General features: G+C 61.4%; 22 protein-coding genes, 1 tRNA gene and 1 pseudogene. 12 read left to right on the forward strand and 12 right to left on the reverse strand.

The features are described from left to right. Positions 1 to 122: 122 nt before the first annotated feature. Positions 123 to 908, reverse strand: a complete 786-nt coding sequence (locus ASR47_RS08590; RefSeq protein ID WP_065307353.1) for a competence/damage-inducible protein A — start codon at positions 906 to 908, stop codon at positions 123 to 125. 36 nt (positions 909 to 944) lie between these two features. Continuing rightward, positions 945 to 1,772, reverse strand: coding sequence for an EI24 domain-containing protein (locus ASR47_RS08595; RefSeq protein ID WP_065307354.1), 828 nt, complete (start codon positions 1,770 to 1,772; stop codon positions 945 to 947). Between the two features lie 185 nt (positions 1,773 to 1,957). On the opposite strand from ASR47_RS08595, the gene ASR47_RS08600 reads away from it, so the two are divergent. Together ASR47_RS08600 and ASR47_RS08605 are read left to right on the forward strand one after the other, a co-directional pair. After that, the gene (locus tag ASR47_RS08600) at positions 1,958 to 2,314 is read left to right on the forward strand and encodes an FKBP-type peptidyl-prolyl cis-trans isomerase (protein ID WP_065307355.1); all 357 of its coding nucleotides are present in this window, start codon (positions 1,958 to 1,960) and stop codon (positions 2,312 to 2,314) included. 184 nt (positions 2,315 to 2,498) lie between these two features. Further along, complete coding sequence (locus ASR47_RS08605) at positions 2,499 to 2,753, forward strand: acyl-CoA-binding protein (RefSeq protein WP_065307356.1); 255 nt, start codon at positions 2,499 to 2,501, stop codon at positions 2,751 to 2,753. Between the two features lie 122 nt (positions 2,754 to 2,875). Here the strand turns inward: ASR47_RS08605 and proX are convergent, their stop codons facing one another. From proX to ASR47_RS08625, 4 genes are all read right to left on the reverse strand, one after another. Continuing rightward, on the reverse strand, positions 2,876 to 3,925 hold the full coding sequence (proX, locus tag ASR47_RS08610; RefSeq protein WP_065307357.1) for a glycine betaine/L-proline ABC transporter substrate-binding protein ProX: 1,050 nt from the start codon (positions 3,923 to 3,925) through the stop codon (positions 2,876 to 2,878). Positions 3,926 to 3,940: 15 nt separating this feature from the next. After that, entirely contained in the window at positions 3,941 to 5,041 is a 1,101-nt protein-coding gene (gene proW / locus ASR47_RS08615; protein ID WP_065307358.1) for a glycine betaine/L-proline ABC transporter permease ProW, read from the reverse strand. Continuing rightward, positions 5,038 to 6,273: a glycine betaine/L-proline ABC transporter ATP-binding protein ProV gene (gene proV, locus ASR47_RS08620; RefSeq protein ID WP_065307359.1), complete on the reverse strand. Its 1,236-nt coding sequence runs from the start codon at positions 6,271 to 6,273 to the stop codon at positions 5,038 to 5,040. Before proV ends, proW begins: the two co-directional genes overlap by 4 nt. Before the next feature lie 562 nt (positions 6,274 to 6,835). Then, positions 6,836 to 7,120, reverse strand: coding sequence for a polyhydroxyalkanoic acid system family protein (locus tag ASR47_RS08625; RefSeq protein ID WP_065307360.1), 285 nt, complete (start codon positions 7,118 to 7,120; stop codon positions 6,836 to 6,838). A gap of 151 nt (positions 7,121 to 7,271) precedes the next feature. Between ASR47_RS08625 and ASR47_RS08630 the strand changes: the two genes are divergently transcribed. The 4 genes from ASR47_RS08630 (at position 7,272) to ASR47_RS08645 (ending at position 11,063) form a co-directional block, all read left to right on the forward strand. Further along, positions 7,272 to 8,696, forward strand: coding sequence for a gluzincin family metallopeptidase (locus tag ASR47_RS08630; RefSeq protein WP_065307361.1), 1,425 nt, complete (start codon positions 7,272 to 7,274; stop codon positions 8,694 to 8,696). A 33-nt stretch (positions 8,697 to 8,729) separates the two neighbouring features. Then, a complete protein-coding gene (locus ASR47_RS08635) occupies positions 8,730 to 9,029 on the forward strand; it encodes a protealysin inhibitor emfourin (protein ID WP_065307362.1) in 300 nt (99 codons plus the stop codon). 267 nt (positions 9,030 to 9,296) lie between these two features. Then, a complete protein-coding gene (gene fdxA / locus ASR47_RS08640) occupies positions 9,297 to 9,620 on the forward strand; it encodes a ferredoxin FdxA (protein WP_065307363.1) in 324 nt (107 codons plus the stop codon). A gap of 222 nt (positions 9,621 to 9,842) precedes the next feature. Next, positions 9,843 to 11,063 carry a polyhydroxyalkanoate depolymerase gene (locus ASR47_RS08645; protein ID WP_065307364.1) on the forward strand — a complete coding sequence of 407 codons (1,221 nt, stop codon included), beginning with the start codon at positions 9,843 to 9,845 and terminating at the stop codon, positions 11,061 to 11,063. Positions 11,064 to 11,117: 54 nt separating this feature from the next. Here ASR47_RS08645 and ASR47_RS08650 read toward each other — a convergent pair whose 3' ends face one another. Next, positions 11,118 to 11,915 carry a substrate-binding periplasmic protein gene (locus ASR47_RS08650; protein ID WP_082988820.1) on the reverse strand — a complete coding sequence of 266 codons (798 nt, stop codon included), beginning with the start codon at positions 11,913 to 11,915 and terminating at the stop codon, positions 11,118 to 11,120. Positions 11,916 to 12,158: 243 nt separating this feature from the next. Here ASR47_RS08650 and rsxB point away from each other — a divergent pair. Both rsxB and nth read left to right on the forward strand, forming a co-directional pair. Beyond that, positions 12,159 to 12,884, forward strand: a pseudogene (gene rsxB / locus ASR47_RS08655) (electron transport complex subunit RsxB); the annotation flags it as partial. Further along, entirely contained in the window at positions 12,881 to 13,528 is a 648-nt protein-coding gene (gene nth / locus ASR47_RS08660; protein ID WP_065307366.1) for an endonuclease III, read from the forward strand. The pseudogene rsxB and the gene nth, both read left to right, overlap by 4 nt. 31 nt (positions 13,529 to 13,559) lie before the next feature. Here the strand turns inward: nth and proB are convergent, their stop codons facing one another. From proB to rplU, 5 genes are all read right to left on the reverse strand, one after another. Beyond that, positions 13,560 to 14,678: a glutamate 5-kinase gene (gene proB / locus ASR47_RS08665; RefSeq protein WP_065307367.1), complete on the reverse strand. Its 1,119-nt coding sequence runs from the start codon at positions 14,676 to 14,678 to the stop codon at positions 13,560 to 13,562. Positions 14,679 to 14,693: 15 nt separating this feature from the next. Then, entirely contained in the window at positions 14,694 to 15,107 is a 414-nt protein-coding gene (locus ASR47_RS08670; protein WP_065307368.1) for a hypothetical protein, read from the reverse strand. 2 nt (positions 15,108 to 15,109) lie between these two features. Continuing rightward, entirely contained in the window at positions 15,110 to 16,219 is a 1,110-nt protein-coding gene (gene obgE, locus ASR47_RS08675; protein ID WP_065307369.1) for a GTPase ObgE, read from the reverse strand. A gap of 113 nt (positions 16,220 to 16,332) precedes the next feature. Next, positions 16,333 to 16,605, reverse strand: a complete 273-nt coding sequence (gene rpmA, locus ASR47_RS26445) for a 50S ribosomal protein L27 (RefSeq protein ID WP_082988821.1) — start codon at positions 16,603 to 16,605, stop codon at positions 16,333 to 16,335. 53 nt (positions 16,606 to 16,658) lie between these two features. Further along, positions 16,659 to 16,970 (reverse strand): 50S ribosomal protein L21, encoded by a 312-nt coding sequence (rplU, locus tag ASR47_RS26450; RefSeq protein ID WP_054268134.1) that lies wholly within the window; start codon positions 16,968 to 16,970, stop codon positions 16,659 to 16,661. A 342-nt stretch (positions 16,971 to 17,312) separates the two neighbouring features. Here rplU and ispB point away from each other — a divergent pair, with 342 nt between their 5' ends. The 4 genes from ispB (at position 17,313) to ASR47_RS08705 (ending at position 21,167) form a co-directional block, all read left to right on the forward strand. Beyond that, complete coding sequence (gene ispB, locus ASR47_RS08690; RefSeq protein ID WP_245714298.1) at positions 17,313 to 18,242, forward strand: octaprenyl diphosphate synthase; 930 nt, start codon at positions 17,313 to 17,315, stop codon at positions 18,240 to 18,242. 154 nt (positions 18,243 to 18,396) lie between these two features. Further along, positions 18,397 to 20,490: an AsmA family protein gene (locus ASR47_RS08695; RefSeq protein ID WP_065307373.1), complete on the forward strand. Its 2,094-nt coding sequence runs from the start codon at positions 18,397 to 18,399 to the stop codon at positions 20,488 to 20,490. 69 nt (positions 20,491 to 20,559) lie between these two features. Further along, positions 20,560 to 20,636, forward strand: a tRNA-Pro gene (locus tag ASR47_RS08700). 126 nt (positions 20,637 to 20,762) lie between these two features. After that, entirely contained in the window at positions 20,763 to 21,167 is a 405-nt protein-coding gene (locus tag ASR47_RS08705) for a DUF4431 domain-containing protein (RefSeq protein ID WP_065307374.1), read from the forward strand. The last annotated feature ends 4 nt before the right edge of the window (positions 21,168 to 21,171 follow it).

Here is a 21,171-nt window from a genome sequence, read left to right on the forward strand (position 1 = left end):
GCATGACCAGCATTGACGAGCGCGCACAAAAATTTTTCTTCCACGAAGATTTTCGCAAAAAAACAACGACCGGACTGTACGCTTCCATACATAGATGCAGGCGCGCCAGCCGCCCGCCAGCGTCAGATGGTCTGGTATTCGGCGCGCATGGTGTCGAGCGCGGCGCGCATCCCGGCAAACGCGGCCTGCGCCTGGGCCGGCTCGCCCTTGACGCCGAGCTCGATATGGCGCCGCGTGTTGGCGTCGCCGACGCTGGGCAGGCTGAACACCTTGATCAGCGGGAACTGCGCTTCGAGCCGCACCATCAGTGGCGTCAGCAACGATTCGGCCGTTTCATACACCAGCAAGGCGTGTTCCGCATGCGGCACCTGGTTGAACAGGTGGGCGTAATGGGTGTCGAGCACCCATTCGACCATCGGCCACGACATGACGGGGAAACCGGGCACGAAATAATGTTCACGCACGGCAAAGCCGGCAATCTTGTTGTACGGGTTCGGGATCAGCTCGGCGCCTTCGGCAAACTCGGCCATCTTCAGACGGTGCAGGTTTTCCGGCGACGCCAGGTCGACCGCCACGCCCGCTTCCGCACCCATTTCCGTGATGCGCTGCTGGATGTTGAGCTTGCCTTGCGGGTGCAGTACCAGTGGCAGGCCCAGCGCGCTGGCCGCCGCCTGGCGCGTGTGGTCGTCCGGCGTGGCGCCGATGCCGCCAAAGCACAGCACGATGTCGCCGCTGGCGAAGGTACGCTTGAGCAAGGCGACAATGCGCTCCGGCTCGTCGCCCACGTATTCCGCCCAGCTCAGCTGCAGGCCACGCGCCTTGAGCATCTGCACCACTTTCGGGAAATGCTGGTCCGTACGCTTGCCCGACAAAATTTCGTCGCCGATGATGATCAGTCCGATAGCCATGTCACTCCCTTGTTCGATTCAATATGATAATGGGTATTACGCGTCGGCCGCCGGCACGTCCTTCATGCCCTGCACGCCGCGCAGCGCGGCCAGCGCTTCCAGGCAGTAATACTGGAACCACAGGCCGGTAAAAATAAAGATCAGCACATACAGCCAGATGGCGAAGCCCGCCAGGAAGGGGAAGAACACCACCGACATCACGCCGCCCATCCACAGCATGCCGGGCACGGCGCCGGCCACGCCGGATACCAGGCCGATCACGAACAGCTGCATGCGGCGCGTGCGCATGATGGTCTGGCGCTCGTCCGCGCTGGCGTAGTCGGCCATCGCGTCGTAGGCCATCACGCGGTAAGTGAGCCAGCCCCACAGCACGGCCTGTCCTGCCAGCGCGGCCGGCGGAAACGCATACAGCGGCAGCATCACGACCCAGGCGATAATGAACAGCAAGAACGTCGCCAGCGAGGTGCCGACACTGCCCAGCACGCTGCCACCATGCTTTTGTTCCAGCTGCGCAAAGTGGCGTCCGCCCACGTGGCGCGCAATCGCCGGCATGGCAAACAGGCCCATGAAGATCAGCGCCGTCAGGATCATCAGCGGCAGCAGCATGAACATGGCGATCAGCGGCACGATCACGGCTTTGAGCATGCCCAGGCCGAAGGTGCTCAGCACGGCGCCGCTGGTGCGGAAGAAATCGTATTCGGTAAACCAGGCGTGCAGGCTGTCGATCAGCGGCTGCAGGCCGAACCACAGCAAGGCGCCCCACAGCAGCAGCGACAGCAGGAACGGCAACGCGCTCAGCAGCAACATCTTGCCATGCAGCTGGGACAACAGCGCGCGGCCATAGGAATTGATTACATTGCGCATCAGTGCGTCCCTTTATGTACGTCGTCAAACAAAACGGTGCGAGGCGCGATGATAGCAATAATCGACGACACGCTCATGACAAAGTGGTGCGCGGCAGCGCCGGCAGGCGCGATAAAGCGCGCCGTGGCGCATTCGCGGCCCATGCTCTACAATCTGTAGCTTTCATCGTCTTCAAAAGGAATCTCATGTCCATCACCACCACCGCCTCCGGCCTGCAATATACCGACACCGTGATCGGCGACGGCGCCGAAGCCAAGGCAGGCAACAATGTTGTCGTGCACTACACGGGCTGGCTGCAAAACGACGACGGCAGCGCCGGTTCGAAGTTTGATTCGAGCAAGGACCGCAACGATCCATTCGAATTCCCGCTGGGCGCAGGCCGCGTCATCCAGGGCTGGGACGAAGGCGTGCAAGGCATGAAAATCGGCGGCAAGCGCCAGCTGATCATTCCTGCGGCGCTGGGCTATGGCGCACGCGGCGCCGGCGGCGTGATTCCACCGAACGCCACCCTGATTTTCGACGTCGAGCTGCTGGGCGTGTAATTTCCCCTCCCCGCTCAAGCGCAGCATGCGCCGCCTCTACAGGCGGCGTTTTTTTTGAGGCGGCACTCTAATGCAGCGCGCGGTTTTTTTACTATGATGTCTGGCATTGCGGCAAGCACGGTGGCCACTCCGCCAGGCCTGCCGTATACCCACACCGTGATCCATCCAGCATTGAGGAGCAACCATGAACTTGCAAGAACAATTCGATCAGGCCCAGCTCGATTCGAAGACACTGTCCGAACGTCCGGACAATATGACCTTGCTGAAAATCTATGCCCTGTTCAAGCAGGCATCGAGCGGCGACGCCACCGGCGAGCGCCCCGGCATGACCGATTTCGTCGGCCGCGCCAAGTTCGACGCCTGGGCCGCCCTGGCCGGCACCTCGAAAGAAGAGGCGCAACAGCAATATATCGATCTGATCGAGGATCTGAAGGACTGATCAGCTCGTTTTAGGGCCAAAACAGGCCAAAAAGCTGAAAAACTCACGAATAACCACCAGAACCGGCGGTTAACGTCAAAGTGGCTACCAAACCGGTAGCCACTTTTTTATTGCCAAAAAACTTACTTCTTGGCTGCCGCCAATGCCTGCGCGATCCAGCCGTCAAATTCCTTCTGGTGGAACTTGATCCAGCCGGCCGTATGGCGGGCGATATCGGCTTGTGTATTCTGGCCGGTGCGCATGCGCTCGTTTTGCGCATTGATATCGGCAATCGGCAAACGCATCACTTCAAACAGCTTCAGGGCCGCCGGGTTTTTCTCGGCCCAGGCGCGGTTGACGACGATGCGCGTGGTGTTGACGGCGAAACCGTAATCGCTGCCATCGTCCATGCGGGTATTGGTCTTGTCCGGATTCGACGAGAACGGTACTTTCAGCCAGGCCACATCCTTGCCCGGCACCAGCACGCCACTGACCCAGTACGGCGTCCACGTGTAGTACAGGATAGGTTCGCCACGCTTGTAGCGGCCGATGGTGTCGGCGATCAGCGCCGAATAACTGCCCTGCACGTGCTGCACGGTCGCGCGCAGCTTGTAGGCGTCCATATGATTTTCGATCATCGCCTCGCAGCCCCAGCCCGGATTGCAGCCGGTCAGGTCGGCCTTGCCGTCGCCGTCGTGGTCGAACAGCTTGGCCAGGGTCGGATCGCGCAACTGGTCGATATTGGTGATGTTGTATTTGTCGGCCGTCTTTTTGTCGATCAGGTAACCCTGCGCGGCAGGGCCCGCATATTTTCCCACCCGCATCAGCTTGGCGTCACCGCCGGCATTGTCGTAATAGTCCTTGTGCAGCGGGTCCCAGTGCACGGCCAGGAAGGTCGCGTCGCCATTGGCAATGGCGATATGCGCGGTCGGGTACTCCACTTCCTTGACCGGCTGCATGTCATAACCGAGCTTTTCCAGCGCGCGCTCGACCAGCATGGTCTGGAAGGTTTCTTCCGCGATCGAACTTTGCAGCGCCTGCACCTTGATGCCCTTGCCGGGTAAATCGGCGGCCGGTGTTTGCGCCATGGCCAGGCTGGTGCTCAGGGCCAGGGCGGCGATGCCGAGAAACGACAGCCACTGGAACTTGCGTTGCGATTTGCGTGTCACTTTAAAATGTTCAACTTGATGCATGGAAATCCTTTCTTGTTATTGTGCGGTGGCCAGCGGGGCCGGCGCGGCGTCTTGCGCCGGCGCCGGATTGCCGCGCACCAGGCGCATGACGAAACCGGCAGGGCCCGTCTGGTACCAGTGACGCACGCCGCGGCGGGGCTGGCCCATCGCTTGCGTCAAACGGTCCAGCGTAATGGCCAGCAGCACGATGCCCAGGCCACCGACGGTCGCCAGGCCCATGTCCAGGCGGCCGATGCCGCGCAAGACCATCTGGCCCAGGCCACCGACGGCGATCATCGAGGCGATCACCACCATCGACAGCGACAGCATCAGCGACTGGTTGATACCGGCCATGATGTTCGGCATGGCCAGCGGAAACTGCACCCGCGTCAGCAGCTGCCAGGGCGAAGCGCCATAGGCGCGCGCCGCTTCGATCAGGTCGGGACGCACCTGGCGGATACCGAGGTTGGTCAGGCGCACCAGCGGCGGCAGGGCAAAAATAATGGTCACGATCACGCCAGGCGCATTGCCGATACCAAACAGCATCACCACCGGTACCAGGTACACAAAGGCAGGCGTGGTCTGCATGGCGTCGAGCAGCGGGCGCAGGATGTTTTGCGCGCGGTCGCTGCTGGCCAGGAAGATTCCCAGCGGCAAGCCGATGATCATGCAGAACACCAGCGAGGTCAGCACCAGCGACAGGGTAATCATCGCCTCCGGCCAGATGCCCAGCATGGACACCACCAGCAGGGATGCGACGGTGCCGATGGCCAGCGCGCGGCTGGTAAATTGCCACGCCAACAGGCCAATGATGGCGATCACCGTCAGCGACGGCGCGGCCAGCAGCACGTCGCTCACGCCCGTCAGGGTGGCGTCGATCGGCGCGCGCACGGCCTGGAAAAAGGGGCGGAAATTGGCCACTACCCAGCCCAGGCCCTGGTTGATCCAGGCTTCCAGCGGCAGCGAGCCGTCAAAAATTTGCGTCAGGTGAAAGCCGCCGGCGGCGTGCTCGGGCGCGGCGGCCGGTGCGGCGGCGTCCAGCCACGTGGTATCGGTGGGTGCGGACGGCAGCCAGGGATTGATCTGGGCCGCCTGTTCGACGACAGGTTCTACGGCAGTAACGGTGCTTGGATTCATGCTTGTCCTTTCTGTATTTGTGGCTCGGCAATGGGCGGCGTGTCGCGGTCGAGGAACTTCAGCAAGGTGGTCTTGCTGATGGCGCCGCGAAAGCCACCGTCGTTGGCCACCACAGGGACGGCGTAAGGCAGTTGCGCCACCTGGCCGAACAGGCCGGCGACGGGCTCGTCCGCACCGATGGTCTGCACGTCAGGCAAATAGGCGTGCGCCAGGCCCAGCGGTCCGACATGGCCGTCGAGCGCATTGCGCAGCGAATCGGCCGACACCACGCCGAGAAACTTGCGCTGCGGGCTGACCACATAGGCATAGGCGCGATCCTGCTCTTCCAGCATCGACAGCGCCGCGCGCGAACCGCGGGTGGGCGACTCGGACACCACGATCTGGCTCTTGCGGGCAATATCGCTGGCCTTGAACACGGCCGCCGCATCGACGCCGCGCACGAAATTGCGCACATAGTCGTTGGCCGGTTTGCGCAGGATTTCTTCGGGCGTGCCCACTTGCACCACATGGCCATCTTTCATGATGGCGATGCGGTCGCCGATGCGCATCGCTTCGTCAAGGTCATGCGAAATGAAGACGATGGTGCGGCGCTTGATCTGTTGCAGGCGCAGCAGTTCCGATTGCATTTCCGTGCGCATGATCGGATCGAGCGCGGAAAACGCCTCGTCCATCAGCAGGATCGACGGATCGCAGGCCAGCGCACGGGCCAGGCCCACGCGCTGCTGCATGCCGCCCGACAATTCGTCGGGGTAGCTGGCGCCGTAGCCATCGAGGCCCACCTGCGACAGCGCTTCCTGCGCCAGCGCATGGCGCTCGGATTTCGGCATGCCGGCCAGCTCCATGCCGAAGGCGGTATTGTCGAGCACGGTAATTTGCGGCAGCAGGGCGAACGACTGGAACACCATGCTGATGTCCTTGCGGCGCAGCGCGCGCAGCTCCTTGTCGGGCAGGGTATTGATATCGTTGCCGTCGATCATGATGCGGCCGTCGGTCGGCTCGATCAGGCGGTTGAGCATGCGCACCAGGGTCGACTTGCCGGAACCGGACAGGCCCATGATGACGAAGATCTCGCCCGCCTCAATCGTGAAGCTGGCGTCGAACACGCCGATGGTGCAGTCGGTCCGGGCCAGGATGTCCTGCTTGCTGGCGCCCTGGCGTACCAGTGCCAGCGCTTCTTTCGGCTGGTCGCCGAAGACCTTGAATACATGGTCGATGATGATTTGTTTTGCCACGTTGTGGTTCTCCCTCGATTGACGAATGGATTGAGACCCGGCCGGCAGCGCCAGCGGCGGGAATCAGCAAACCTTTTACCGTCGGCGACGCACAGGCGCTGACAAGCGCGCGGGAGCGACAGGAAAAAGGGGTGACACGCGTGTTGCCGGCAAGACGCTAGCCATGCCGGGGTGTCCGTCTGCGCGCTGAAAGAGGCTGGGGTTCAGGACTTTTAGCGACGCGCGGTACCATGCAAATACATGGAACCAAATGTATTTGACCAAAAAAACGCGGGTCAAAATGCTTACTGGATGGGGCGCAAGGCCCTGAGATTATTTCTCACTGCATCAGTGAAAAATGCCTGCGGAGCAGAAGTGTTGCAAGGACTTAACTGTTGTAATATGCGTCAAGTATAGCGTAAAAGGACGCCAAAGTCCAATAGCTTTCCAAATTGAAATATGTTAGCAATGTTCGCCAGCACACATAAGGCGGCAAAATCCGGGGGAAACTGGCGGCGGGGCAGAACTGGCCGCCAGGGAACGCGTGTGCTGTCCTGATCATCAAAAACAGGCAATGACGGCTTCAGGCCGACTCGGCAAATACCTTGCGCATCTTGTCAGCAATCTTGCCTTCAATCATGGGCGCAAACGCGCTCAGCATGAAACCGAGCTTCAGGTTGAGCTGGGCCTGGTCTTTCTCAAGAATCAGCGCGCCATCGACCCCACTGCGTTCGAAGCGCAACACATCGCCATCCCAGGTGCAGGCCAAATCATATTCCTGCGCCAGCTTGTCGGCCACCTGCTGGGCCGCCGCGCGGGCTTTTTCCGCTGTCAGCTTATGTTGCTGAACTATATTTATATCCGCCATCAAACCTTCCTTTTCGTTAAAACTGGTGGTAGCAAGGATGCCATGATACCAGCCGCCCCCTTCCCTCACATCGTTTGCGCGGGGTCAAACCCCATATCGCCGCCCGGGCCGACTATTCCAGTTCCAGCCGTCCCCGCCGTGGAGAGCCATCATGGACCAGAAAGTCATCGTGCCGGTCGAAGCCGTGCTGACCAAATGCGTATCACTGCCGGTCGGCTATGTGCCGACGCCGTCGGCACCCTACCGCCAGCACCGCAAACACGCGCAGCTGACCCTGCAGCCGGGGCCGCCGCGCTTGAGCGAGGCGGCCGTGCGCAAGAGCGCCGCGCTGCCGGTCGGCGCGCGCGTGCTGGTCTGGAAGCAGGACCCGTCGGTCAGCGAACTGGGCACGCGCAAGGCTTACCTGCCCGGCCTGATCCTGGACGGCCCGTGCGACGCGCGCATCACGTTTGGCGAGCCCGGCATCGCCCAGGTCAGCCCGAACGCCTTTGGCGACTTCATCGTCTCGCCCAATACCGACCAGTTCGACGCCGTGCATACCTTCGCCATCGTGCGCATGACCCTGACCATGTTCCAGCGCGCACTGGCGTTGGACGGCACGGCCGCGCCACTGCCCTGGCAATGGAACAGCGCCAGCAATACCGATCCGCTGCGCGTGTTCCCGCACGGCTTGCCCAATGTGATGAACGCCTATTACAGCCGGCGCGAGCAGGCGCTCAAATTCGGCGATTTCATCCCCAGCGGCGCCACCGAACGCGTCTACACCTGCCGCTCGCTCGACATCGTGTCGCATGAAACAGGGCACGCCGTGCTCGATGGCCTGAAACCGAACTGGCTGCTCAACAGCAACCCGCCGCAAACCGGTGGCCTGCACGAGTCGTTCGGCGACCTGACCGCCATCTTCCTGGCGCTGTCGCAGCTGGACCAGGTCGAAGCGGTGATCACGCAAACCAAGGCCGACCTGCACGACAAGACCTTCCTGGCCGACCTGGCCGAACAGTTCGGCCTGGCGCTGGGCCGGCCCAACGGCTTGCGCAACGCCGACAACGACATCAAGCTGTCGCAGGCGGGCAACGAGGTGCACGCCATCTCGCAGGTATTTACCGGTGCCATCTACGACATCCTGGCCGACGTCTTCGACCATGAGCGCCAGCCACAGATCAAAGACGACGCGGCGGTGCTGCTGGCCTGCGGCGACTACCTGTGCGGCCTGGTGCTGCGCGCCCTGCTGGCCGCGCCCGCCCGCGCCGCCACCTACGCCGACGTGGCCAGGCACATGCTGTCGCTGGCACACAGCGACGGCAAGGACGCCTACCTCGACTTCATCCGCAACAGCTTTACGGTGCGCGAAGTGCTGGGGGCGCCGCTCGGCGATGGCGACGAAAGCGATGGCGATGGCGATGGCATGCCGGGGTTTGCGCCTGGCGCGGTGGACCAGGACGATGTCCCGCAAGACCGGCGCGCCTGCTGCGGCACCATGAACAACGCCCAGTACAGCGCGGCCGACCAGGCCTTCGACGCGGAGCGCGCCGCGCTGGCCGCCTGGTGCCGCGATTACCAGCCGCGCCATGACTGAACGGCTACACCACCCCCACCCACAGGACACTCCATGAAAATTTCCGCCACCAGCAGCGGCGGCTTTGCCGGCCTGCGCGAACATTACGAAATCGACACCCGGGCCCATCCCGCAGGCCAGGCGCTGGAAGCGGCGCTGGCCGGCTGCGGTTTTTTCAGCGCGCCGCCGGCCAGCGACCAGGCCGGCAGCGAAGCGCTGGGCGCCGATATTGCGCAATGGCGCATCACTGTCGAGTCGCCCGACAGCCAGCATACCATCACGTTTGCCGAGGATGGCAGCGAGGAAACAACGCGCTGGCAGCAGCTGGTGGCGAAAATCCGCGCCAACGCCTGATTTCGCTGAAAAGTTTGATCTGAATAAAGCCACAGCGCCTTGTCTGTGGTTTTTTTGCCCGCGCCGCCGGCAGCGCTCATGCGGCAGTGCAAGCCCCCTGCCACGTGCAGCCCGGCGCCGCCTCAAAATGAATTTGCTTATACGTATTGTATATAAGCGGGATTTGTGAGAAATAGCGAATTGCCTTAAAATACGGTGCTTTGCTTTAGTACGCGCCGTTGAAGTTCCTGCAGGCGCTACAGCACCTCCCCATTTGATAGGACTGTTATGACCCACGTTGTCACCGAATCCTGCGTCGCCTGTCGCTACACCGATTGCGTCGATGTCTGCCCGGTAGATTGTTTCCGGGAAGGCCCGAATTTCCTGGCGATCGATCCGGACGAATGTATTGACTGCGCAGTGTGCGTGGCCGAATGCCCGGTGAACGCGATTTTCGCGGAAGAAGACGTGCCGGGCGACCAGCAGGCCTTTATCAAGATTAACGTCGACCTGGCCCGTAACTGGCCCTCGATCACCAAGACCAAGGCGGCCTTGCCGGAAGCCGAGGAAATGAAAGACGTCAAGGACAAGCTGCACCTGCTGATCAAATAACAGCAGCAGGCGGGCCCCGGAAAAAAGCAGCGGAAACGCTGCTTTTTTATTTTAAAAACATGGTTGCCGTATCACCCATCAAAATGTGGTGCGAATGGGTACAGAAAGCCGCAAAGTGTGGCCCTGCGCGCGTTAAAGAACATTTTGCCCTCAACAAATGTCATAGAATTGGATTATGATCTTTGAGCCGCATTGGCGCTTGGAATTCAACAAGGACTCTATATGCTTTACCAACTGCACGAACTGCAACGCTCCTTCCTCACTCCGGTGATGCAATGGGCAGACATGTCCTCCAAGTTATTTACCAACCCGGTTTCACCACTGGCCCATACCCCGTTTTCGCAACGCATCGCAGCCGGCTACGAGCTGATGTACCGCCTTGGCAAAGACTACGAAAAACCCCAATTTGACATCAAATCCGTGCTCGTCAAAGGCGAGAGCGTCGACATCCGCGAACACGTTGTCGTGACAAAACCGTTTTGTCGCCTGATTCACTTCAAAAAAGAAACATCTGGTGTGCAACAGCCCAAAGTGCTGCTGGTTGCCCCGCTGTCCGGCCACCACTCGACCCTGCTGCGCGACACCGTGCGCGGCCTGCTGGCCGAGCATGATGTCTACATCACCGACTGGACCGACGCGCGCATGGTGCCTTTGAGCGAAGGCCCGTTCCACCTCGACGACTACATCTATTACGTGCAGGAATTCATGCGCCTGCTGGCACCGGACCTGCATGTCATTTCTGTCTGTCAGCCAACCGTGCCGGTGCTGGCCGCCATTTCGCTGATGGCGACGGCAAAAGACCCGCACATGCCGAAAACCATGACCATGATGGGCGGCCCCATCGATCCGCGCCGCTCGCCGACACAGGTCAACAACCTGGCGACGGAAAAGAAATTCTCGTGGTTTGAAAACACCGTGATCTACGCGGTGCCGCCGAACTACCCGGGCTTTGGCCGCAAGGTCTATCCGGGCTTTCTGCAACACGCCGGCTTTATCGCCATGAACCCGGGCCGCCATGCACAGAGCCACCGCGAGTTCTACATGCACCTGGTCACGGGCGACGATGAGCCGGCGGAAGGCCATCGCCAGTTCTACAACGAGTACAACGCGGTACTCGACATGCCGGCAGAATACTACCTGGAAACGATCAAAACGGTATTCCAGGACTTCAGCCTGCCGATGGGTACGTGGAAAGTCGGCGGCCAGCTGGTGCGTCCGCAAGACATCACCAATGTGGCGCTGTTTACCGTCGAAGGCGAACTGGACGACATTTCCGGCGCCGGCCAGACGCAGGCCGCACATGACCTGTGCAGCAGCATTCCGGCCGACATGCAGCAGGACTTCGTGGCGCCGAAATGCGGCCACTATGGCATCTTTTCGGGCCGCCGCTGGCGCGAAATCATTTGCCCGAAAATCGGCGAATTCATCCAGAAGCATTCCTGACCAGCGCACTTCCTCGAAAACGGCACGCCGGCATTTTGCCCGCGTGCCGTTTTTTCATGGCGCCGCCGGCACGCCGGCCAGCAGCTGGTCCAGGCGTTTCCAGTAATCGCGCTCCAGCCTGGCCAGGTCGATCTCACGCGCCGCCTCGTTAAAGCGTTTCTGCTGCAGCGCGCCGTCCGCATCGCGCTTGAAGCACACATGCACGGGCCGCTCCTTGAAGGCGGTGTCGACGAAAGCGATGCGCTCGCGCTCGGCCTTGCTGAACCCCGGCCCCATCAGCAAATGCTGCAACACATGGCGCTCGATGACGATCGCGCGATAACGCCGGATCAGCAGTTTCCTGAGATTCGTGGCATCGTTCAGGCCTTCTTCGGTATTGAGCTCGCCGCGGGCCACCATGGCGTCGAACTGCTCGCCATTCGCATAGCCGGCCACCGTACCGATACGCAACTTGCCCAGCTCCTGCAGGGTGGCGCCGGGCGCCCCGTCTTCCTTCAGATACGCCAGCACACCCAGGGTATTGCCGATCGGGACAGAAAAATGACAGAGTTTTTCCCGTTCCAGCGTACGCCAGACAGCCATGAAGCCGGCGTAGCGGGGGTCGCCGAGACCAAACTGCATGGTCCGCTTCCAGGGAAAGTACTCATATTTGACCAGATAACCCATGCGTTCGAAGACGGCGCTGACCATGGCGGCCGACATGCCCTCGGCCGGCAGCCTGGGCGAGACAAAAGGCGGCCAGTCATCGGTGGCAAAACGCACGACGCGCGTGGCCGGCGGCGTCTGCGCCTGCAGGGCTGGCACGGCGCAGAAAGTGAGCAGCGACAAGCCAACTGCCCTCAGCAAACGCATGTGCCGCTCCTGTTGGCGTGCGTAACAGGGCACTGCCAAGGCAAGGGGAACGCTGGGCGTTTTTTGGCGATGCGGCATGACCCCATCCTTACATAAAATGCCACTTTTTTAAAGTTGTTTATCGAACGTCATTAATTCCTGTTGGAAATACAAGACACGGCCAGCGCCGGCTATCCCCTACGGCGGACAGGTTTTTCACTTGTGCGCACGCCAGATGGCCGATAATACGGTTTTACCGTATCGAAGACCGCCGTGCCGCACCCAGCTCCCCCCTCTCTTGCCGACCAGATCGAAGACTTGCTGCCGCAAACGCAGTGCACCAAATGCGGCTACAACGGCTGCCGCCCGTATGCGCAGGCGATTGCCGACGGCGGCGCCGAGATCAACCAGTGTCCACCTGGTGGCGTGCAGGGCATCGTACGCCTGGCCAGCCTGCTGGGGAAAAAGGTCATTCCGCTCAATCCGCTGAACGGCCTCGAGCGTCCCCGCTCGCTGGCCTATATCGATGAATCGCTGTGCATCGGCTGTACCCTGTGCATCCAGGCCTGTCCGGTCGACGCCATCACCGGCGCCGCCAAGCAGATGCACACGGTGGTGGCCAGCCTGTGTACCGGCTGCGACCTGTGTGTGGCGCCCTGCCCGGTCGACTGCATCGTCATGTACCCGGTCAGCGGCGAGGCGACCGGCTGGGACGCCTGGAGCCAGCCTGAGGCCGACGATGCGCGCGCGCGCCACGATTTGCGCACCGCGCGGCTGCGCCGCGAGGCCGAGGAAAACGATGCGCGCCTGGCCGCCAAGGCGGTCTCCAAGATGCAGGAGCTCAAGCAGGAAGTACCCGCCACCACGGCTGAAGCGGCCGAAAAAGAACGCAAGCGCGCCATTATCGCCGCCGCCATGGAACGCGCGCGCGCCAAGGCCGCGGCCGCCAGCGCCCCACCCGCCCCCGACACGCCGGAAAAAGACGCATGAATGCCGCCAAACGCCTGGAAATCTTCAAGCGCTTTCGCGCCGCCAACCCTTCCCCGAAAACCGAACTCGAGTACACCACGCCGTTCGAACTGCTGATCGCCGTGCTGCTGTCGGCGCAGGCAACCGATGTGTCGGTCAACAAGGCCACCCGCATCCTGTATCCGGTCGCCAATACGCCGGCCGCGATCCTGGCGCTCGGCGTCGATGAACTGAGTCAGTACATCCGCACCATCGGCCTGTTCCGCACCAAGGCAAAAAACGTCATCGCCACCTGCCAGATCCTGCTCGGCCAGCATGGCGGCGAAGTGCCGCGCGACCGTGCCTCGCTCGAAGCGCTGCCCGGCGTGGGCCGCAAGACGGCCAATGTGGTGATGAATACGGCCTTTGGCGAACTGACGATGGCGGTCGACACGCATATCTTCCGCGTCTCGAACCGCACCGGCATTGCACCGGGCAAGAATGTCGAGATCGTGGAGCAAAAACTGCTCAAATTCGTACCGAAAGAATTTTTGCTCGACGCACATCACTGGCTGATACTGCATGGCCGCTACACCTGCATGGCGCGCAAGCCGCAATGCTGGAATTGCATGATTGCCGACTTGTGCGATTACAAGGAAAAAACGCCCATGCCGGCGTCGACCTGAAGCGGCCCATCAGGGCCGCCCACCTTGTACGTTACAGCAGCACCATATTGTCGCGATGGATCAGCTCATGGCCTTCGATAAAGCCGAGGATCGCCTCGATCTCATTGGACGGCTTGCGCATGATGCGGCGCGCTTCGCCGCTGGTGTAGTTCGATAGCCCCCGCGCCACCGCCACACCGGTCTCGTTCAGGCAGGTGATCACGGCGCCGCGGCCGAACTCGCCCTGCACGGCCACCACGCCGATCGGCAGCAGCGACTTGCCTTCCAGGGTCAGCTTTTGCACGGCGCCCGCGTCGAGCACCACCGCGCCGGCCGTCTGCAGATGGTCGGCCATCCATTGCTTGCGCGCCGTCAATTGCCCGGTCTGCGCGCGCAACTCGGTGCCGATCGCTTCGCCTTGCGCCAGGCGGCTCAACACGTCGCTGTCACGGCCCCAGGCGATGATGGTGTGGGCACCCGACTTGGCGGCGCGCTTGGCGGCCAGTATCTTGGTCAGCATGCCACCACGGCCCAGGCTGCTGCCGGCGCCGCCGGCCATCGCTTCCAGCGCCGGGTCGCCCGCCACGCCCCGGGTGATCAGGTAAGCGTTCGGGTCCTTGCGCGGATCGGCCGAGAACAGGCCGTGCTGGTCCGTCAGTATCACCAGCGCGTCGGCTTCGATCAGGTTGGCCACCAGCGCCCCGAGGGTGTCGTTGTCGCCGAACTTGATTTCGTCGGTCACCACCGTGTCGTTTTCATTGATGATCGGCACCACGCCCAGGCGCAGCAAGGTGGTCAGGGTGGAGCGCGCGTTGAGGTAGCGTTCGCGGTCGGCCAGGTCGGCGTGCGTCAGCAGCACTTGCGCCGTGCCCAGGCTGTGCGCGCGGAAACTGCTTTCGTAGATTTGCGCCAGGCCCATCTGGCCGACGGCGGCGCAGGCCTGCAATTCGTGGATATCGGTGGGGCGGCGCTCGAAACCGAGGCGCAGCATGCCTTCGGCGATGGCACCGGAACTGACCAGCACGACTTCCTTGCCCAGGGCGCGCAAGCCGGCGATCTGCGCGGCCCAGCGCGCGATGGCGGCGTGGTCGAGGCCACGGCCGTCGTTGGTCACCAGCGAGGAGCCGACTTTGATGATGATGCGGGTAGCTTTTTGAATCACGGAATCCATGGAGGCTCTTATGGTTCAGCGCGCAGGTCGCAGCAGCAGCAAAGCCAGCCCCGCCGCCAGTTCCATCGCGCACATGTACAACACCAAACCCTGGGGCAAGCCGAAGCTGATGGCCGCGAACAAGCGGCCGGCGGGCTGCGCCAGGACCAATATTGCAGTGATATCGCCGAGGATGGGCGTTTCGCCCTGCCGTGCCGCGAACAGCGCCAGGAGTGCGGTAGCGCCCCAGAGGCCGACATGCGTGGCGTAGAACTGGCTGTAGCCGTTCACGCCATTGAGAAAGATGCCCATGCCGGCCGCCATCTCATCGGCGAACAACAGGCAGGCAAAAGCGCCCAGCCCGTAGGCGGTGGTAATCAAGTGCAATACACGGCGCTGCCATCCCTGCTTGCGCAGGGATGCGGCAGCGCCGGCCTGTACCGTTGACAAACTCAGTCCAGGATCTTGAAACGCGGATCGTCCGGATCGATCGACGAGATGCCGCGTGCTTCTTCGGTCATCTGCGTTTCTTCGGCGCGGCTTTCGCTGTGTTTCTTCTCTTCCAGATGCTGATAGATGGCGTTGACCAGTTCCGGGCAACCCTGGTGGTTCAGCGCGGAGATCTCGAACACGGGACCTTTCCAGGCGAAACGCTTGAGGAAGTCCTTGACCAGCTTTTTGCGGTCTTCTTCCGGCACCATGTCAAGCTTGTTCAAGACCAGCCAGCGCGGCTTGTCGACCAGCGACTCGTCATATTTTTTCAGTTCCTTGACCAGCGCCTTGGCTTCCTTGACAGGATCGACGTTGGTTTCGAACGGCGCCAGGTCGACGATGTGCAGCAGCAGGCCGGTGCGCTGCAAGTGACGCAGGAATTGGTGGCCCAGGCCGGCGCCTTCGGAAGCGCCTTCGATCAAGCCTGGAATATCGGCGATCACAAAGCTCTTCTCGTGCGACACGCGCACCACGCCCAGGTTCGGGTGCAGGGTGGTAAATGGGTAATCGGCAATTTTCGGGCGCGCATTCGAGACGGCCGAAATGAAGGTCGACTTGCCGGCGTTCGGCATGCCCAGCAGGCCCACGTCGGCCAGCACTTTCAGTTCCAGCCGCAGTTCGCGGCGTTCACCTTCCTTGCCTTCGCCCTTCTGGCGCGGGGCGCGGTTGGTCGAGGACTTGAAGTGGATATTACCCCAGCCGCCTTCGCCGCCCTTGGCCAGCATTTCGATCTGGCCGTGTTCGGTCAAGTCGGCCAGGATTTCACCGCTGGCATGGTCGACGATCAGTGTGCCGACCGGCATGCGCAGGTGAATATCGTCAGCGCCCTTGCCGTAGCAGTCGGCGCCGCGGCCAGGCTCGCCATTCTTGGCCTTGTGCATTTTGGAAAAACGGAAATCGACGAGCGTATTGATATTGCGGTCGGCGACTGCCCAGATGGTGCCGCCCTTTCCGCCATCGCCGCCATCGGGACCGCCAAAAGGTCGGAATTTTTCACGGCAGAAAGAGGCACAGCCGTTGCCGCCATCGCCCGCGATGACTTCGATTTTTGCTTCGTCGATAAACTTCATAATTTTGCCGCCATAAAACTAAAAAGGCTCTACCTTGGGCAGAGCCTTTCGATTGAAGGCTTGCGCCTTACATCATGCGATTGCAGCGGAGCGGATTATCGCTCCGGCTGGAATTACGCTGGTACTGCTTCGTTTGCTACAACGGTGACGAACTGCTTCGAGCCAGCACCTTTGACAACGAACTTCACTTTGCCAGCGATCAGCGCGAACAGAGTGTGGTCCTTGCCCATGCCTACGCCTTCACCAGCGCGCACCGGGGTGCCGCGCTGACGAATGATGATGCCGCCGGCATTGATGGCTTGACCGCCGTAGACTTTGACGCCCAGACGTTTTGATTCTGAATCACGGCCATTTCGCGTTGTGCCGCCGCCTTTTTTGTGTGCCATTTAAGACTCCTTGATAGCTGATTATGTAGACAAACTGCGTCAAACAGCGGCGATTAGCCGTTGATCGAAACGATTTGGATTTCGGTAAAATTCTGGCGATGGCCTTGATGCTTCTGGTAGTGCTTACGACGACGCATCTTGAAAATTTTGACCTTATCATGGCGACCATGCGCCACAACCGTAACCAGTACCGTTGCACCTTCGACCAATGGCGCACCAAATTTAATGGTGTCGCCCGCGCCTACTGCGAGAACTTGATCGATGGTGAGTTCGGAACCAATGTCTGCCGGTATCTGTTCTACTTTAAGTTTTTCGCCAGCGACAACTTTGTATTGTTTGCCACCGGTTTTTATGACCGCGTACATGATTTGAAACCTCATCAAATGTTGAAAGAATTTGTCCCACTGCCATGAAAAGCAAGCCGTGCACAACAGGGAGAACCAGCGATTATACACGGACTGCGAAATCGCGTCAAAAACTATGCACAAAGCTTGATGATCGTGGTATGTCGACAACCCGGATACGATGTCAGGCTCACGCGGCCATGATCGGAAAATCAATGATTGTTCTGTAGCCATAGTCAAACGGCACGCGGCAGCAAGCCATGTCGTATAATCGCCGCACCCACAATCTATTGCAGGTTCGCCTTGTCTGACGCTCACAAACACGTTAACCAAAACACCATCGTGGAAACGATTGCCGCCGATATGGACGCAGTCAACACGGTGATCCGCCAAAAATTGCATTCCGATGTCATTCTGATCAACCAGATCGCCGAATACATCATCAGCGCAGGCGGCAAACGCATCCGTCCCGTGTTGATCCTGCTGGTCGCCAATGCCCATGCCTACCGCGGCACGGCGCACCACGAACTGGCGGCGGTGGTCGAATTCATCCATACCGCCACCCTGCTGCACGACGACGTGGTCGATGAGTCATCGATGCGCCGCGGCCGCCAGACGGCCAATGCCCTGTTCGGCAATGCGGCCTCGGTGCTGGTCGGCGACTTCCTGCACTCGCGCTCGTTCCAGTTGATGGTGGCGCTGGACAATATGCGCGTGATGCAGATCCTGTCGGACGCCACCAACGTGATCGCCGAAGGCGAAGTGCTGCAACTGCTCAATATGCACGACCCGGACGTCACGCAGGAAAGCTACCTGACCGTGATCCGCTCGAAGACGGCCAAATTGTTCGAAGCCTCGGCGCAACTGGGCGCCCTGATCGCCGGCGCCAGCGAAGCCGATATCGAAGCGGCCGCCGAATACGGCCGCTCGCTGGGCACCGCCTTCCAGCTGATCGATGACGTACTCGACTATGCGGGCGACGCCGCCGAAATCGGCAAGAACGTGGGCGACGACTTGCGCGAAGGCAAACCGACCCTGCCGCTGATCTACCTGATGGAAAACGGCACGCCGGAACAGCGTGAACTGGTGCGCAGCTGCATCGAGCAGGGCGACGAACAGCATTTCGACGCCATCCTGGCTGCTGTCACCAGCAGTGGCGCGCTCGACTATACACGCCAGCAGGCGGAGATCGCCGCCCAGCGCGCGGCCGACGCCATCGCCGGCTGGCCCGACAGCGTCTATAAACAGTCGATGCTGCAACTGTGCTCGTTTGCCGTGGCCCGCAACCACTGATCGCGGCTGCACAGCCATCCTGACAACGGCGCCGAGGGCGCCGTTTTTCATGCCAGCCTGGCTTACGGGCTGGCCGCTTAAGTATGCCAGCGAACCGACAGCAAGGAACACTTTCCCTACATTGATTTAAACATCATGAGAATCGGGATCTGTTATGGCACGCGCAAAACCATTGAAAATAGTCGGCTGGACGCTGGCCAGCATGTTGGTGCTGATTCTTCTGGTCATCATTTTCATCATGACCTTCGACTGGAACCGCGCCCGTCCCTATATCAACCGCCAGGTGTCGGAAAGCACGGGCCGCGAGTTCGTCATCGGCGGCGACCTGCAAGTCAAATTCCACCAGGGACTCAAGACCGAAGCCGGCTGGCGCCGCTATGTGCCGCGTCCGACCATCACCGCCAACGATGTGCGGATCAGCAATCCAGACTGGGCCACGGCCGGCAAGCAGATGGCCAGCGCGCAGCGCATCGTGGTGTCGACCCATCTGCTGCCCTTGCTCAGCCACCGCGTGGTGCTGACCGACCTGGCGCTGGACGCGCCGCAAATCGCCCTGCAGCGCCGCGCCGACGGCAGCAACAGCTGGACCCTGAAGGATAACGGCCCTTCGGCATGGGACGTGGAAATCCAGCGCATGGCCTTTGCCGCCGGCACCATCCGCTACCTGGACCAGGCCATCGCCCTGGACCTGAACGCCAAGGTCAGCTCGACCGCACCCGACGCCACGCCCAATGACGCGCCGGCGGGTGACAAGGTCGAAAAATACGGCATCGCCTTTACCCTCGGCGGCACCTACCGCAAAGCGCCCGTCACCGGTGGCGGCAAGGCCGGCGCCGTACTGTCGCTGACCGGCGACCATACCGTCTATCCGATCCAGGCCAATGCCGTGCTGGGCAAGAACAAGGCCAGCGTCAACGGCACCCTGACCGACCCGCGCTCGCTGTCCGGCATCGACTTGCAGCTGAGCCTGGCCGGCGCCAGCATGGCCGACCTGTATCCGCTGACCGGCGTGCTGCTGCCGGAAACCCCGGAATACGCCACCAGGGGCCGCCTGCTGGGCAAGAAGGATGGCGACACCTGGAACTGGACCTATGAAAAATTCAAGGGCAAGGTCGGCCAGAGCGACCTCGCGGGCACCCTGCACTACCTGCCGCGCAAACCGCGCGCACTGCTGCGCGGCGAACTGGTCTCGCAGCAGCTGCGCCTGGAAGACCTGGGTCCGACCATCGGCGCCGAAAGCAACGCCAGCAAAAAATCGCGTGGCAAGGCCGCCAACCAGCCGGCCGACAAGGCCCTGCCGGTGGAACAGTTCAACACCGCCAAGTGGGATGCCCTCGATGCTGATGTGAAATTTACAGGCAAAAAACTGGTGCGCACGCACGATATTCCGTTTAACGATATCGTCGCCCACATCCAGATGAAAGATAAGGTGCTGAGCCTGACGCCATTGAACTTCGGCATGGCCGGCGGCGACATCACGTCCAACATCACGCTCGACGGCCGCCAGAAAACCATTGCCGCGCAAGCCAAGGTGGCGGCGCGCCATCTGAAGATACGCGAGCTGTTCCCGAAACTGCAGTCGATGCAGGCCAGCTTCGGCGAAGTCTATGCCGACGCGGCCCTGACCGGCCACGGCAATTCGGTGTCGTCGATGCTGGCCAGCGCCAACGGCGAACTGGCGGCCACCGTCAGCGAAGGCACGGTCAGCCAGTTCATCCTGGAACTGGCCGGCCTGAACCTGGCCAACGCCGTGTTCGTGAAAGTGTTTGGCGACAAGCAGGTGCAGCTGAACTGCCTGGCCAGCGATTTCAATGTCAGGAACGGCGTGGCCGATGTGCGCCGCTTCGTGCTCGACACCGACAACGCCGTCGTCAACGTGACGGGCAACGTCAGCCTGGCCAGCGAAACGCTGGACCTCGACATCCGCCCGAAAACCAAGGGCGCCCGCGTGTTCTCGCTGCGCACGCCGCTGTATGCGCAAGGCACCTTCAAGGACCCGAAAATCGGTCCGCAAAAAGGCCCGCTGGCCCTGAAAGCGGGCGCCGCCGTGGCCCTGGCCACCGTGGTCGCCCCGGTCGCCGCCATCCTGCCCCTGATCAACGTCGACCGCGCCCCCGACACCGACTGCGGCGCCGTGATGGCGGAAGCCAAAGCCGCGCGCAAGTCGGCCAGGTCGCCGGCCACCAATGCGCCGGCGAAAAAGGTGACGGAAGCGGAAATAAAAAAGGCGCAGCAGGAGAAAAAATAAACGACGCCTGCCTTTGACACAGCCGCTTGAAACCCGCCCCGCCATCTGCTGTAATCCAATAGCAGTCGGCGGGGTGTGGCTCAGCCTGGTAGAGCGCTGCGTTCGGGACGCAGAGGCCGGAGGTTCGAATCCTCTCACCCCGACCAGATTACCCGCACGGTTCCCGTCCGAACGTGCTTCCACATCATTACAGACAAGCAATGTCCAGCAAATTGCCTTGCGCGCGTCAACAACCCCGCTAACATACGTCCAGCGCCTACTGGAATCCCATCATGACCATCCGCCCGAAGCTGTTGCACCTGCTGTTCTTCAGTCTGTTTTGCCCGGCGGCCCATGCCGCCGATTGCCTGAAATATGAACCCGATACCGTCGCCCTGAGCGGCACCTTGCACCGGGCCACGTTTCCTGGCCGCCCGAACTTTGAAAGTATCGCCGACGGTGACGAAGCTGAAACCGGTTTTTACCTGACGCTCAAGCAAGCCATCTGCACACAGGGCAATGGCGACGCCGAGCGTGAGCCGCACAAGGCTGTACGCGAAGTCCAGCTGGTGCTGACGCCGGCGCAATACGCCACGCTGAGGCCGCAACTGGGCCAGCAGGTCAAGTTGCACGGCACGATGTTTTCCGGTTTTACCGGCCACCACCACGCCGACGTCCTGCTGCGGGTCGCGCAGTAGCGGG

The sequence above is a fragment of the Janthinobacterium psychrotolerans genome (assembly GCF_001677885.1).
Lineage (GTDB): Bacteria > Pseudomonadota > Gammaproteobacteria > Burkholderiales > Burkholderiaceae_D > Janthinobacterium > Janthinobacterium psychrotolerans.